Below are 11,738 nucleotides of genomic sequence, written 5' to 3'. Positions count from 1 at the left end.
GAGTGCGGGGAAGCCTTGGGTGGGCGTGGAGATCCGGGGGGTGCAGGCGGCCCCGGCCGCCTGGGCGGCGGGGTTCACCGCAACACCCGGGGGGGGCAGGACGATGAGGGGGCCCCCCGCCGCGACCACCGCCTCGACGTCGGCGGGTGCGGTGACGGTTCCGGCGCCGACGAGGGTGTCGGGGCCGAGGTCGGACGCGAGCCGGCGGATGCTCTCGATCGGATCGGGCGAGTTGAGCGGCACCTCGATGATCGAGAAGCCGGCGCGAACGAGGGCGCGGCCGATGCCGACCGCCTCGGCGGGCGTCACGCCACGCAGGATCGCGACCAGCGGCAGCCGCTCGAGATAGGGGGCAAGCAACGTCATGCGACCTCCGTCTTCGTGGGGCTTACGATCCCGGCCGCGGACGCGATGCACCACAGTCCGGCGACAGCCGCGTTCGGGATGGCCTCCGCTCCGTCGACGCCGAAGCGCGCGAGCGCACGGGCATAACGGGCGCAGAGCGCCGGCTCGCCGATCAGGAGCGGCGCACCGCCCGGCTCAGCGAGGGCGGACCGCAGCTCGTCGCTGATCAAGAGGCCCGAGAGGTAGTCGAGGGCGTCTGCCGGCGCGATGCCGCCGGTCAGGACGAGCGCCCGCGCGGAGAACAAGAGCGGCGCGATCCCGTCCGCCTTCCGGGCAGCGTCGACGCCGCGCAGGAAGGCCGCGTCCCCGTCGCGTCCCGGACCTGAACCGGCCGTGCGGCCGAGGATCGAATGGTCGCGCAGGACGGCGAAGAGCTCGCCGGTCATGTAGGTGGTGAAGCTCGCAACACGGCCGGCGGAGACGCGCGCCCACTTGGAGTGGGTGCCGGGGAGGACGAGGCGAGCGTCGGCAGCCAGGTCGGGCCGCAGCGCGAGGGCCCCGGCGATCTGGGTCTCCTCGCCGCGCATAACGTCGGGACGGTCACCCGGACGCAGGACGCCAGGCACGATCCAGAGCTCGCGGCCGGGCGCCTGCACCAGCGCGCCCGCGAGGTCGCCGGGGCTCGCCGGACACGGCAGATACGGCGCCTCAACCCAGCCCTGGGCGCTGCCGACCATGCCGGCGGCGATGGCGGGCAGCGACGGCCAGGCGGCGGTGACGTCGCCGAGCGCGCCGGCGAAGTCGCCCCCCGCGACCTGCATGACCCCGCGCGGCGCCCGGGCGCTGTCGAGGACGCGGCCGCGGCCGTCGAGCAGCCAGGCGCGGAGCGAGGTGGTGCCCCAGTCGAGCGCAACCAGGGCGGGCTCGGAGGGTTCGGTCGCCGCCATTCGTCAGTTGGCGACGAGGCTGGGCTGCGCGGACACCGCGGTGCCGCGCAGGCGAAGGCCGTCGGTGTCGAAAAGCAGCGCGGAGGCCGGATGGAAGGCCGGAGCGACCGGCTGGCCCGATCGCTGGTCGCGAACGCCGGTGGTCTTGATGATCACACGCTGGCCGGTGCGGTTGTGGGCATAGATGTAGGACTCGCCACCCAGATGCTCGACGACGTCGGTCTCGAGCCGCAGCCGGGCCGAGCCTTCGACGGTGAAATGCTCGGGACGGATGCCGACGGTGACCTTCGCCCCCGGCGCCGCGGCGACACCGGTGAGCGGGATCGTGAAGGGGTCGGCCTCGACGCCGTCGAGGCGCACGGTGACGCCCGCAGCGTCGTTGCCGACGACCTCGCCCGCGAGCATGTTCATCCTCGGGCTGCCGATGAAGCCGGCGATGAAGACGTTGTCGGGGTCGTCGTAGAGCGTCAGCGGCGCGCCGACCTGCTCGATCCGGCCGGCGCGCAGCACCACGATCTTGTCGGCGAGCGTCATCGCCTCGACCTGGTCGTGGGTGACATAGATCATCGTCGCGCCGATCTCCTGGTGGAGCCGCGCGATCTCGACCCGCATCTCCACGCGCAGCTCGGCGTCGAGGTTCGAGAGCGGCTCGTCGAACAGGAACACCTCCGGTCCGCGCACGATCGCGCGCCCGATTGCCACGCGCTGGCGTTGGCCGCCCGAGAGCGCCTTCGGCTTGCGCTCCATGAGGGCGTCGAGGCGAAGGATGCCGGCCGCCTCGCGCACCTTGGTGTCGATCTCCGCCTTCGGCACCCGGTTCATGCGCAGGCCGAACCCCATGTTCTCGGCCACCGTCATGTGCGGATAGAGCGCGTAGGTCTGGAATACCATCGCGACCCCGCGCTCGGATGGGTCGAGCCGGGTGACGTCGCGCCCGCCGATGGCGATGCTGCCGGCCGTCGTCTCCTCGAGCCCCGCGACCATGCGCAGGAGCGTCGACTTCCCGCAGCCCGACGGGCCGACGAACACGCAGAACTCGCCGTTGTCGACCTGCAGGTCGACACCGTGGATCACCTTGGTGTCGCCATAGCTCTTGCGGACGTCGCTCAGCGTCACACCGGACATGCTGTGGTCTCCTGTCGGGGTTCGGGGGGAAGCGCGGTTGGGAATTGCCAGGACTCCGCCTCGGCCGCGATCGCGGCGGCGGTAGTCCGCAGGTCGGGCGCCAGCGCGGCCAGCTCGTCCAGCCGGCGGCGCTCGGTGGTCGAGGTGACGGAGACCGCGCCGATCATCCGGCCGCGCCCCGTGAGGATCGGCGCGGCGACGCAGATGATGCAGGGCTCGTGCTCCTCGCGGTCGAAGGCGACGCCCGCGGTCCGGATGCGGGCGAGCTCGTCCCGGAGCGCCTGGGGATCGGTCAGCGTGTTCGGCATGAAGCGGTGGAAGGCCTGCCGGCGCAGGGCGTCCTCGAGCGCGGCGTCGTCGAGCCACGCGAGCATCGCCTTGCCGACGCCGGTGCAGTAGGCGGGGCCGATCTTGCCCACCTTGCTGAACATCTCGACCGGGCGCGCTGCGTTGCGCTTGTCGACGTAGAGCACGTGCCCGTTGTCGAGCTGCGCCAGATGCACCGTCTCGCCGGTCAGCGCGGACAGCCGGTCGACGTGCGGCCGGGCGATCGGCGCCAGCGAGGACTGCTCCCAGGCCGAGTGCGCCAGCCGCACCAGCCGCATTCCGAGCCGGTAGGTGTTGTCCTCGGGGCCGAAGACGAGCATGCCCTGGCTGGTCAGGGTCTGCAGCAAACGGTAGAGGGTGGCCTTCGGGTAGCGGGCGCGCGCGTGAAGCTCGGCGAAGCGCACCGGCCGGCCGAGCGAGGCGATCTCGTCGAGCGCCTTGCCTACGGTGCCGTCGCGGTGACCGGAGCCGGCCATCCATCCCCCCGTCGTCGTCCGGCGCTGCGCGCCAGCCCTCGTTCTCGCCTGTTGACAAGCTTAATATGAGTCGCGCATAGTTTTCAACAATCAAAACTATGATCCAGATAGTGGAAAACTTGGGGGAGACCTTGATGCGCCTTCTGTCCCGTTCCAGCCTCCTCGCGCTCGCGGCGGGCGCGCTGGTGGCCGTGCCCGCGACCGCGCAGCAGCGCACGCTGACCTACTACGGCGACTTCGATCCCGCGCCGCTCGCCGCCTTCCAGACGGCGATCGCCGAATTCGAGAAGGCCAACCCGGACATCGACGTGGTCTTCCAGAACTTCGATCACGAGGGATACAAGACCGCGATCCGCAACTTCCTGACCGCCGATCCGCCCGATATCGCCAACTGGTACGCCGGCAACCGGATGGCCCCCTTCGTGAATGGCGGACAGTTCATGGACGTGTCGGACGTGTGGGCCGAGCACGGGCTGGCGGAATCGCTCGCCTCCGCGCTGCCCTCGATGACCCTCGACGGCAAGCAGTGGGGGGTGCCCTACACCTACTATCAGTGGGGCATCTACTTCAACCGAACGCTCTACGATCAGGTCGGGGCCGAGGTTCCGAGCACCTGGGACGAGTTCATCGCCAACTGCGCCAAGTTCAAGGAGGCCGGCATCGACTGCGTGACCACCGGCACCAAGGCGCTGTGGCCGGCCGCAGGCATCTTCGACTACCTCGACCTGCGCACCAACGGCTACGACTTCCACATGGCGCTCACCAACGGCGAGGTCCCCTGGACCGATGACCGGGTCAAGGCGACCTTCACGGAGTGGGCGAAGCTGGTGGAGCCGGGCTACGTCGTCGCGAACCACGCCGCGGTCGACTGGCAGGACGCCGCCGCGCTTCTCGTGCAGGGCAAGGCCGCGAACTTCGTCATCGGCAACTTCGCGGTGCCCTACTTCAAGGACGGCGGCATGACCGACGAGACCCTCGGCTTCATGCCCTTCCCGACCATAACCCCCGACGTCCCCCGCGCCGAGGAGGCGCCGATCGACTCGGTGCACATCACCGCCGGCGCCAAGAACCCCGACGACGCCAAGAAGTTCCTCGCCTATCTCGCCACGGCCGAGGTGCAGACCAAGATCAACGAGGCGTTCGGCCAGCTGCCGATCAACAAGGACAGCGAGGTCGGCGACGATCCGTACCTCCAGGCGGGCTTCGAGCTCCTCTCGACCACCGAGGGCGGCATCGCGCAGTTCTTCGACCGCGACGCGCCGGCCGAGATGGCCAAGATCGCCATGGAGGGCTTCCAGCAGTTCATGATCAAGCCGGACAAGCTCGACGACATCCTCAAGCGGCTCGAAGCGGCGCGAGGGCGCGTCTACAAGTGATCGCCGGGGCGCGGCCGGGCCTTCGGCCGCGCCCACCCCCACCCACGCCGCCGCCCCCGGACGGCGGCCCGCCCGGAGGCCGGTGGCCATGGCCGTAGCCCATCCCCCCCTTTCCCGGACCGAGGCGCCGAGCCGCTCCTGGTGGCGCCGCAACCAGCAGCGGATCGCGCCCCTCATCTTCCTCGCGCCCGGGCTGTTCATGTTCGCGGTCTACGTCCTGATCCCGATCGTGCAGTCGCTCTGGCTCGGCTTCTACGACTGGGACGGCCTCGGGGCGCGGACCTGGCTCGGCTGGGCCAACTACGTCGAGCTCTGGACCGACGACGCCTTCTGGACCTCGCTCAAGAACAACGTGATCTGGCTGGTGCTCTACATGCTGGCGCCGCCGGCCGGACTCCTGATCGCGATCTTCCTCAACCAGACCGTCACCGGCATCCGCGTCTACAAGTCGCTCTTCTTCTTCCCGTTCGTGATCAGCCAGGTCGTTGTCGGGCTGATCTTCTCCTGGTTCTACGCTCCGAACTTCGGGCTATTCTACAAGCTGATCGAGGCCGTGACCGGCACCGGCGTGGCGGTTCTCGCCGACGAGCGCTTCGTCACCTACGGCATCATCGCCGCCGGGCTCTGGCCGCAGGTCGCCTACTGCATGATCCTCTACCTCACCGGGCTCAACAACATCGCGCCCGAGCAGGTCGAGGCGGCGCGGCTCGACGGCGCCAAGGGCTGGCGCATGCTCTGGCACGTGATCCTGCCGCAGCTCCGCCCGGCCACCTTCATCGCCGTCGTCGTCACGGTGATCGGGGCGCTGCGCTCCTTCGACCTCGTCTCGATCATGACCAGCGGGGGGCCCTACGGATCGTCGCGCGTGCTGTCCTATTACATGTACGAGCAGGCGCTCAGCGAGTACGGCTACCGCATGGGCTATGGCGCGGCGATCGCGACGGTCCTTTTCCTCATCATGATGATCTTCATCTCGGGCTTCATCTGGAAGATGGTCCGCGACGAGCGCGAGGGCTGACGAGATGTTCCCCCGTCCCATCGAACAGACCGCGCCCACGACGCAGCTCCTCTACAAGCTGGCGCTGCCGGCCGCGCTGCTGCTGTGGCTCCTGCCCCTCCTCGGCGTCGCCGTCACCTCGGTCCGACCGTCGAGCGATCTCGCGGCCGGCAACTACTTCGGCTGGCCCTCGGCCTTCGCCTGGCAAAACTACGTCGAGGTCTTCACGAACTCCCCGATCGGACAGTACATCCTGAACTCGTTCAAGGTGACGATTCCGGCGGTCATCGGCGCGGTCGCGCTCTCGTGCATGACCGGCTTCGCGCTCGGCATCTACAAGTTCCGCTCCAACCTGCTGATCTTCTTCCTGTTCGTCGCCGGCAACTTCGTGCCGGCCCAGATCCTGATGATCCCGGTGCGGAACCTGACGCTGCAGCTCGGCCTCTACAACTCGACGAGCGGCCTCGTCCTCTTCCACATCGCGTTCCAGGCCGGATTCTGCACGCTCTTCATGCGCAACTTCATCCGCGCCCTGCCGCGCGAGCTGATCGAGGCGGCGCGGGTCGAGGGCGTCTCCGAGGTCCGCATCTTCTGGTACGTGGTGCTGCCGCTGATGCGGCCGGCCCTCGCCGCGCTCGCCGTCCTGGTCTTCACCTTCGTCTGGAACGACTACTTCTGGGCGACGGTCCTGACGCAGAGCGCCGCGAGCCAGCCGGTGACCGCCGGGCTCTACGCGCTAAACGGCCAGTGGATCGCCGCTTGGCAGCTCGTCTCGGCCGGCTCGATCGTCGCCGCGCTGCCGCCGGTGCTGATGTTCTTCCTGATGCAGCGCCACTTCATCGCCGGCCTGACGCTCGGCGCGGTGAAGTGATCCGGACCTGGCGCCTCGACGACGGGCGCCAGACCCTCGCGCTGGCCTCGGACGGCGGCGTCCCCTGGATCGTGCACTGGGGCGCGCCGCTCGCCCCCGGCGAGGACCTCGCCGAGCTGGCGCGCGCCGGCGCGGGCGACCTGTCGGGCGGCATGCTCGACGCGCTGCCGCCGCTCTCTCTCTGCCCCGAGGCCCGGCTGAGCTTCCAGGGCCAGCCCGGCCTCGACATCGCCGAAGCCGAGGGCCGGGCCCTCCTTCCGCTCCTTCGCCTGGAGGACGCCGCGGAAGGGCCGGAGGGCCTCGCGATCACCTGCCGCGACCCCGGGCTCGGGCTGACCTGGCGCGCCCGGATCGCCGCGGACGGCCACGGCATCCTGGTGCTGCGCGCGGAGCTCGAGTCGCGGCTGCCGATCCGCCTCCGCTGGCTGGCGGCCCCAGTCGTCCCCGGACCGCAGCTCGCGGGCGAGATCATCGACCTCGCAGGCCGCTGGACGCGCGAGCTCGAGATCGTCCGCACGCCCTGGTCGCCGGGCATGCGGGCGCGCGAGGCCCGCACCGGCCGATCCGGCCACGAGCACCCGCCCTTCGCCTTCTTTCCCGGCCTCGGCGCCAGCGACACCACCGGCGAGGTGCACGCCCTCGCCTACGGCTGGTCCGGCGGCCACCGCATGGTGGCGGAGGAGCTCGCCGACGGCCGGCGCCAGATCCAGTTCGGCAACGCCACCGGCGGCGAGACCGTGCCCGGGACCCGCTTCGCCACCGCCCCGCTCTACGCAGCCTTCTCGACCGAGGGCCTCAACGGCGTCGCCGTCGTCTTCCAGCGGCTGGTGCGCGACCGCCTCGCGCCCTGGCCCGACCGCGCCCGCCCGCGCCCGGTCCACTACAACTGCTGGGAGGCGGTCTATTTCGACCACGACCTCGACAGCCTGGCCACCATCGCCGACAGGGCGGCCGCGCTCGGCGCCGAGCGCTTCGTGCTCGACGACGGCTGGTTCGGCCGCCGCGACGACGACACCTCGAGCCTCGGCGACTGGCAGGTCGACCGGCGCAAGTGGCCGCAAGGCCTGACGCCGCTGATCGAGCACGTGCACCGCCGCGGCATGGCCTTCGGCCTCTGGGTCGAGCCCGAGATGGTCAACCCCGACAGCGAGCTTAACCGCGCCCATCCCGACTGGGCGCTCGGCCCCGCCGACCAGACCCTCGGCCGCTTCCAGCTCGTTCTCGACCTCGGCAAGCCGGAGGTGCGCGACCACCTCTTCGGCGTCCTTTCCGCCCTGCTCGCCGAATACCCGATCGACTACCTGAAGTGGGACCACAACCGGCTCCTGCCCGTGGTCGACGCCGCGCAGGCCCGCGGGCTTTACGACCTGCTCGACCGTCTCCGCGCCGCCCACCCCGCTGTCGAGATCGAGTCCTGCGCCTCGGGCGGCGGCCGCATCGACTTCGGCATCCTCGCCCGCACCTGCCGCATCTGGCTCTCGGATTCGAACGACGCCATCGAGCGGCTGCGCATGCAGCACGAGGCGGCGCTGATCCTGCCCGCCGCCGTCACCGGCAGCCACGTCGGCCCGCGCACCTCGCACTCCTCCGGCCGCACGCTGCCGATGGCCTTCCGCGCCTGGGTCGCCGCCCAGCGGCACATGGGCTTCGAGATGGACCTGCGCGAGCTGACCGAGGACGAGGCGGCGACCCTCGCCCGCGTCACCGCCTGGTGGAAGCAGAACCGGGGCTGGATGATGCGGGCCGACATCCTGCGCCTCCCGACCGGCGACCCGTCCCTGACCGCCGAGCTCCATCGCGCCGAGGACGGCCGCCGCTTCGTCGCCTTCGCCGGCCGGTCCGCCTCCTCGCCCCAGATCCTGCCCCGGCCGCTGCGCCTGACCGGCCTCGACCCGGCCGCCCGCTACGAGATGCGCCTCGCCAACCCCGAGGACGCGCCGCCCCAGAGCCGCGGCCCCGTGGCGCTGAAGGCGGGCCCGGTCACCCTGACCGGCTCGGCGCTGATGGCCGCCGGCCTCACCCTGCCCGTCGCCTGGCCCGCGACCATGTGGGTCATCGAGGGGCGGACTCTGTGAAGGAGCGACGATGCGTTCATTGACCGCGTTCAACGACGGCTGGGTCTTCCACGACGGCTTCGACGACGAACTGATGACGGAGCCTCGGCCCGGGCAGGCCGTCAGGCTGCCGCACTCCGCCGTCGAGCTGCCGCTCGCCTACTTCGACGAGACCGTCTACCAGCGCCCCTTCGGCTACCAGAAGGTGCTCGCCTGGAGCGACGCATTCGAGGGCCGCGAGGTCTCGCTGGTCTTCGACGGCGCCATGGCCGACGCGGTCGTCTACCTGAACGGCGAGAAGGTGGCGGCCCACCTGGACGGCTACACGCCGTTCGAGGCGAGGCTGACCGAGCACCTGCGGCGCGGCGGAAACCTGGTCACGGTGCGGATCGACGGCAGCGAGAACCCCGGCATCCCGCCGTTCGGCGGCCAGATCGACTATCTGACCTACGCCGGCATCTACCGCGACGTCTGGCTCAAGGTCGTGGACCGGGTCTCGATCGAACGGGTGAAGATCGAGGCCCGCGACGTGCTCGCCGACACCAGGTCGCTGTCCGTCCGCTGCGCGATCCGCAACGCCGGCGATGCGGGGCGCGGCACGCTCGCCGTCCGCCTGCTCGATCCCGACGGCCGGGAGATCGCCCGTGCCGACGCGCCGCTCGCGGGCGACGCGGTGACGCTCCAGATGGCGGGACTCGCTGGCGTCGCGCTCTGGGATATCGACAATCCGGCCCTCTACGACGTGGAGGTCGTGCTCGACAGCCTTGGCGGCTCCGACCGGCTGGTCACGCGCTTCGGGTTCCGCAGCGCCGAGTTCACGCCCGACGGCTTTCGCCTCAACGGGCGCCCTCTGAAGATCCGCGGCCTCAACCGCCATCAGGCATGGCCCCATGTCGGATACGCCATGGGCCGGCGTGCCCAGGAGCGCGACGCGGAGATCCTCAAGCACGAGCTGAAGTGCAACCTCGTGCGCACCTCGCACTACCCGCAGTCGCCGTGGTTCCTCGACCATTGCGACCGCATCGGGCTGCTGGTCTTCGAGGAGATCCCCGGCTGGCAGCACATCGGCGACGCGGCCTGGCAGCGCGAGGCGATCGCCAACGTCCGCCGCATGATCGAGCGCGACTGGAACCACCCCTCGATCGTGATCTGGGGTGTGCGCATCAACGAGTCCCAGGACAGCCACGACTTCTATGTCGAGACGAACCGCCTCGCCCGCGCGCTCGACCCGACCCGGCCGACCGGGGGCGTGCGCTACATCACCGACAGCGAGCTGCTCGAGGACGTCTACACGATGAACGACTTCGGCCTCGGCTCCGAGGAGCTGCCCGGCGCCAACCGCGGGCGCGTCCCGCTGCGGCCCCGGGCCGAGGTCACCGGCCTCTCCCGCCCGGTGCCGTACCTGATCACCGAGTTCAATGGCCACATGTTCCCGACCAAGCGCGGCGACCACGAGCAGCGCCAGGCCGAGCACGTCACCCGCTACCTCCAGGTGCTGAACGCGGCCTACGGCGATCCCGAGATCGCCGGCTGCATCGGCTGGTGCATGTTCGACTACAACACCCACAAGGATTTCGGCTCGGGCGACCGCATCTGTCACCACGGCGTGCTCGACATGTACCGCGAGCCGAAGTTCGCCGCCTGGGTCTACGCGAGCCAGGCCGATCCCGCCGACGGCATCGTCATGAAGCCCGTGACCTACTGGGCACGCGGCGAGCGCAACATTGGCGGGGCGCTGCCGCTCATCGTGCTCACCAACTGCGACGAGGTCGAGTTCCGCTACGGCAGCGCGCTCGTGAAGCGGATCGCGCCCGACCGGGAGGCCTATCCGCACTTGCCGCACGCCCCGGTGGTCATCGACCACCGGCACTTCTCGCCGGACGAGCTCGGGCTGTGGGGCGAGAGCTGGGCCGGTCTCACCCTGCGCGGGCTGATCGGCGGCGAGGTGGTGGCCGAGCTGCGGATGGTCGCCGACCCGGTCGCGACCCGGCTCGAGGTCGTGGCGGACGACCACCGGCTTCTCGCGTCGGAGAAGGACGCCGTGCGGGTGATCGTGCGGGCGCTGGATCAAGCCGGCTCTCTGCTGCCCTTCCTGCACGACCCGGTGACGGTTCGCGTGACCGGGCCGGCGCGCGTGATCGGTCCCGAGGTGCTGACCCTCACGGGAGGGACGACCGGGTTCTGTCTGGAGACGCTCGGAGCGGCGGGACCGATCGGCCTCGAGGTGTCGTCCCCGCGCTTCGCTTCGGTCCACCTCGCGCTCGAAGCCGTCGCCGGCTGAGAGCCCCCGGAGATCGCGGCGCGCTGCGCAGGGCGCCACTCGTCGAGCAATCAGGTCCCGTCTCGGTCGATCCGTGGCGGCTTGATGCATCGAGGTTTGACACCAGCGGCAGGGATCGCGCCCTGCGTCTCCGCCAGCACCTCCTGCGCCACCTCGACGCCGGCGGCGCCGATCGTCGCGACCCCGTCCGCCCCTTCATCGTGCAGCGCTCGGCCAGCACATCGCGCGCCGGTGGCGTCTCCGCAGCGAAGGCGGCGCCCACTTCGGAAACCACTCGCCCCAGCTCCGCGCCGCACCGAAATCGATGTGGATGAAGCCGGGCGCGGGTAGCATCCGAAGGCCTTGAACCCGACCGCGCGCGCCGCCGCCTCGAACACCTCCGGATCGTGGTTCGCCATGGCGATGTCGAAGGCGATGCCCCCCATGTGCTTCGAGCGCTTCGCGCCGCCGACGGCACGGTTGTGCTTGAGGCTGCGGTAGGCGGAGCGCACGATCAGCGGCTTGCCGAGCCGGTCGCGCAGCGCCTGCAGCCTGTCGAGGGCCGCCTCGTTCACGAGCAGCTTGCCGGTGCCGCGGCAGGCGATCTCGGCCGGCGAGAAGTTCGGCCAGCGCCAGGCGGCCGCCGGCACGTCGCACCAGTGCGAATAGAGAGTCATGGAGTCCTCCGGAAACAAGAAAGCCCGCCAAGGGCGGGCCGGGACGGATGCGAAGTGAGGCTGGTCAGGTCACGGGTTCGGGCCGAACCACCGGAGCTTCATGGCGATGCCCGCGAGCAGCGCGATCAGGATGCCGGTGGTGATTACGTGCACCGCGGTCTGCACCGCAGTGCGGCGCACGAAGCTGATGCATTCCAGGAGCGAGCGCATGTCGTGGATGGTCAGCACGGCATCGTTGCCACCGAGCCCGACGTCGGAGAGCGCCCGGCGCGCACCCGCCTCG

General features: G+C 70.5%; 10 protein-coding genes and 1 pseudogene. 5 read left to right on the top strand and 6 right to left on the bottom strand.

Annotation, left to right across the window (positions count from 1 at the left end):
* The 4 genes and pseudogenes from V7050_RS12245 to V7050_RS12230 form a co-directional block, all read right to left on the bottom strand.
* Window positions 1-366: pseudogene (locus V7050_RS12245) on the bottom strand (2-dehydro-3-deoxy-6-phosphogalactonate aldolase); the annotation flags it as partial.
* The gene (locus tag V7050_RS12240) at window positions 363-1,292 is read right to left on the bottom strand and encodes a 2-dehydro-3-deoxygalactonokinase (protein ID WP_324366279.1); all 930 of its coding nucleotides are present in this window, start codon (window positions 1,290-1,292) and stop codon (window positions 363-365) included. The pseudogene V7050_RS12245 and the gene V7050_RS12240, both read right to left, overlap by 4 nt.
* 3 nt (window positions 1,293-1,295) lie before the next feature.
* The gene (locus tag V7050_RS12235) at window positions 1,296-2,417 is read right to left on the bottom strand and encodes an ABC transporter ATP-binding protein (RefSeq protein ID WP_324366277.1); all 1,122 of its coding nucleotides are present in this window, start codon (window positions 2,415-2,417) and stop codon (window positions 1,296-1,298) included.
* Window positions 2,405-3,220, bottom strand: a complete 816-nt coding sequence (locus V7050_RS12230; protein WP_324366275.1) for an IclR family transcriptional regulator — start codon at window positions 3,218-3,220, stop codon at window positions 2,405-2,407. The genes V7050_RS12235 and V7050_RS12230 overlap by 13 nt, the downstream gene beginning before the upstream one ends.
* 134 nt (window positions 3,221-3,354) lie before the next feature.
* Here V7050_RS12230 and V7050_RS12225 point away from each other — a divergent pair, with 134 nt between their 5' ends.
* The 5 genes from V7050_RS12225 (at window position 3,355) to V7050_RS12205 (ending at window position 10,799) form a co-directional block, all read left to right on the top strand.
* Window positions 3,355-4,596, top strand: coding sequence for an ABC transporter substrate-binding protein (locus V7050_RS12225; protein ID WP_324366273.1), 1,242 nt, complete (start codon window positions 3,355-3,357; stop codon window positions 4,594-4,596).
* An 88-nt stretch (window positions 4,597-4,684) separates the two neighbouring features.
* The gene (locus V7050_RS12220; protein ID WP_324366271.1) at window positions 4,685-5,614 is read left to right on the top strand and encodes a carbohydrate ABC transporter permease; all 930 of its coding nucleotides are present in this window, start codon (window positions 4,685-4,687) and stop codon (window positions 5,612-5,614) included.
* A 4-nt stretch (window positions 5,615-5,618) separates the two neighbouring features.
* Window positions 5,619-6,464, top strand: a complete 846-nt coding sequence (locus V7050_RS12215) for a carbohydrate ABC transporter permease (RefSeq protein WP_324366269.1) — start codon at window positions 5,619-5,621, stop codon at window positions 6,462-6,464.
* Entirely contained in the window at window positions 6,461-8,539 is a 2,079-nt protein-coding gene (locus V7050_RS12210; protein ID WP_324366267.1) for an alpha-galactosidase, read from the top strand. The genes V7050_RS12215 and V7050_RS12210 overlap by 4 nt, the downstream gene beginning before the upstream one ends.
* Before the next feature lie 10 nt (window positions 8,540-8,549).
* Window positions 8,550-10,799, top strand: a complete 2,250-nt coding sequence (locus V7050_RS12205; protein ID WP_324410593.1) for a glycoside hydrolase family 2 protein — start codon at window positions 8,550-8,552, stop codon at window positions 10,797-10,799.
* Between the two features lie 50 nt (window positions 10,800-10,849).
* Here the strand turns inward: V7050_RS12205 and V7050_RS12200 are convergent, their stop codons facing one another.
* Window positions 10,850-11,455 carry a D-Ala-D-Ala carboxypeptidase family metallohydrolase gene (locus tag V7050_RS12200; RefSeq protein WP_324366263.1) on the bottom strand — a complete coding sequence of 202 codons (606 nt, stop codon included), beginning with the start codon at window positions 11,453-11,455 and terminating at the stop codon, window positions 10,850-10,852.
* A 69-nt stretch (window positions 11,456-11,524) separates the two neighbouring features.
* Window positions 11,525-11,738, bottom strand: a 214-nt coding sequence (locus tag V7050_RS12195; protein WP_324410591.1) for a DUF6127 family protein, incomplete at its 5' end; no start/stop codon positions are given.

The sequence above is a fragment of the Amaricoccus sp. genome, assembly GCF_036846665.1.
Taxonomy (GTDB): domain Bacteria; phylum Pseudomonadota; class Alphaproteobacteria; order Rhodobacterales; family Rhodobacteraceae; genus Amaricoccus.
This window is presented reverse-complemented; position numbering and strand designations above follow the sequence as displayed.

Coding starts and splice junctions, on each gene's coding strand:
- V7050_RS12240 (WP_324366279.1), bottom strand. CDS start 1,292: ATGGCGGCGACCGAACCCTCCGAGCCCGCCCTGGTTGCGCTCGACTGG.
- V7050_RS12235 (WP_324366277.1), bottom strand. CDS start 2,417: ATGTCCGGTGTGACGCTGAGCGACGTCCGCAAGAGCTATGGCGACACC.
- V7050_RS12230 (WP_324366275.1), bottom strand. CDS start 3,220: ATGGCCGGCTCCGGTCACCGCGACGGCACCGTAGGCAAGGCGCTCGAC.
- V7050_RS12225 (WP_324366273.1), top strand. CDS start 3,355: ATGCGCCTTCTGTCCCGTTCCAGCCTCCTCGCGCTCGCGGCGGGCGCG.
- V7050_RS12220 (WP_324366271.1), top strand. CDS start 4,685: ATGGCCGTAGCCCATCCCCCCCTTTCCCGGACCGAGGCGCCGAGCCGC.
- V7050_RS12215 (WP_324366269.1), top strand. CDS start 5,619: ATGTTCCCCCGTCCCATCGAACAGACCGCGCCCACGACGCAGCTCCTC.
- V7050_RS12205 (WP_324410593.1), top strand. CDS start 8,550: ATGCGTTCATTGACCGCGTTCAACGACGGCTGGGTCTTCCACGACGGC.
- V7050_RS12200 (WP_324366263.1), bottom strand. CDS start 11,455: ATGACTCTCTATTCGCACTGGTGCGACGTGCCGGCGGCCGCCTGGCGC.